Genomic DNA, 1363 nt, shown 5'->3' with positions numbered 1-1363 from the left:
CACCTTTGGAGACTTTTGTGAAAAAGACTCTTGTCGCTTCCGTACTGATCTTGGGTATGGCTTTCTCTGTTCAAGCCAAAGCTATCGTTGACACCACTGTTGCCGCAGGCAGCTTCAAAACCCTTGCAACGGCCCTTGGCGCTGCGGGCTTGGTAGACACACTGAAAGGCAAGGGACCCTTCACGGTGTTTGCCCCGACCAATGCAGCTTTCGCAGCCCTGTTGACCGAACTCGGCATTAGCAAGGCTGCATTGCAGATGAGGCACCAGCCCCCGTCCATACGGGGTCTACTGTTATCTATTTTGCAGCGCTTTTCTTAGAGTTAGGCGCGACTGGCGAGGCAGGCGCCACGCGCAAGAAGCTGGCAAAACGCGGTATACCCGCGTCTGTCAGGCCCCGATACCGATAGGTCACTACGGTGCCAACGGGCGGCGGGTTACGGCGATCGGCTTCGGCGAGGCCGGTTCCAATCTTGAATCGCACACCGGGCGCAGCAGCATTGCCACTGGCTACCGTCTCCACCAACAGGGCCCCCAGCATGCCCCCAAACTTGCCTCGGCCTGCCTGGTGGCCCACCACAATGGCTTCGGCGTCTTCGTGTGGCTTGACCTTCAACAAATCACCATTGCGAGTGGCGGTATAGAGCGATGCGCCCCGATGCAGCATGAGGCCTTCCCCCCCCGCTTTGACCACCTTGCGCATCTGTGTCTGCAGCGCAGCGTGGGAGGCCGCGCGAGTTTGGGGCACAGCTACCACCCAGGGCTGATCGATCTGTGCCACTGCAGCGTTGAGGGCGGAGAGCCGCTCTGTGAACTGCCCACCGTGCGTCGGCATGTCAAACACCATGAAGCGTATGACGCGCCACGCAGAGTCATTGGGTACGCGCTGGCGTATGGTGGAGCTAGCCCGTTCAAATTGACCGTGACCAGCCCACAATTCACCATCCAGTGGCGTGGTGGGCCAACCTGCCGTAAACCATGGCGGGACATAAATAAGCTCGCCGCCGCGGGTCAGTAGTTTGTGACCGTCCCAGTAACCACGCAGCCCATCGTACTTTTCGCTCACCCAGTAATCGGTCAAATCGATGCCAGGGTGGTAGACCTTTGCCAGCATCAGAGCGGGCGTGTTGCCGGCAGGTGTCTGTGCCGCCGCCTGGGGAATGGTAGCTGGACCAGCCATGCCCAACAGGCAGGCCAGGATCCAAAGCAAGCGGTTCAATGGGGAGGGTAGATGCATGATCAGTGAAACTGGCATGGCTACACTGTACTGAATTCAAGGAGCACGCCATGAAAATTCTTCTAGCTGTTGACGGCAGCGCTTACAGCAAAAAAATGCTGGCCTATCTGGCCAACCACGACGGCAT

General features: G+C 58.6%; 2 protein-coding genes and 1 pseudogene. 2 read left to right on the top strand and 1 reads right to left on the bottom strand.

The window, feature by feature from the left end; genetic code table 11:
- A partial coding sequence (locus AC097P_RS24000; protein ID WP_479612937.1) for a fasciclin domain-containing protein occupies positions 1-320 on the top strand: 320 nt, incomplete at its 5' end.
- Here AC097P_RS24000 and AC097P_RS23995 read toward each other — a convergent pair.
- The gene (locus AC097P_RS23995; RefSeq protein WP_479612936.1) at positions 298-1236 is read right to left on the bottom strand and encodes a DNA ligase; all 939 of its coding nucleotides are present in this window, start codon (positions 1234-1236) and stop codon (positions 298-300) included. The two genes, AC097P_RS24000 and AC097P_RS23995, sit on opposite strands and share 23 nt — an antisense overlap.
- Positions 1237-1286: 50 nt before the next feature.
- Here AC097P_RS23995 and AC097P_RS23990 point away from each other — a divergent pair.
- A pseudogene (locus AC097P_RS23990) lies at positions 1287-1363 on the top strand (universal stress protein); the annotation flags it as partial.

The sequence above is a fragment of the Rhodoferax sp. ZS1R8 genome (assembly GCF_056521325.1).
Note: the sequence above shows the minus strand (reverse complement) of the source record. Positions and strands in the feature narration are given on the sequence as shown.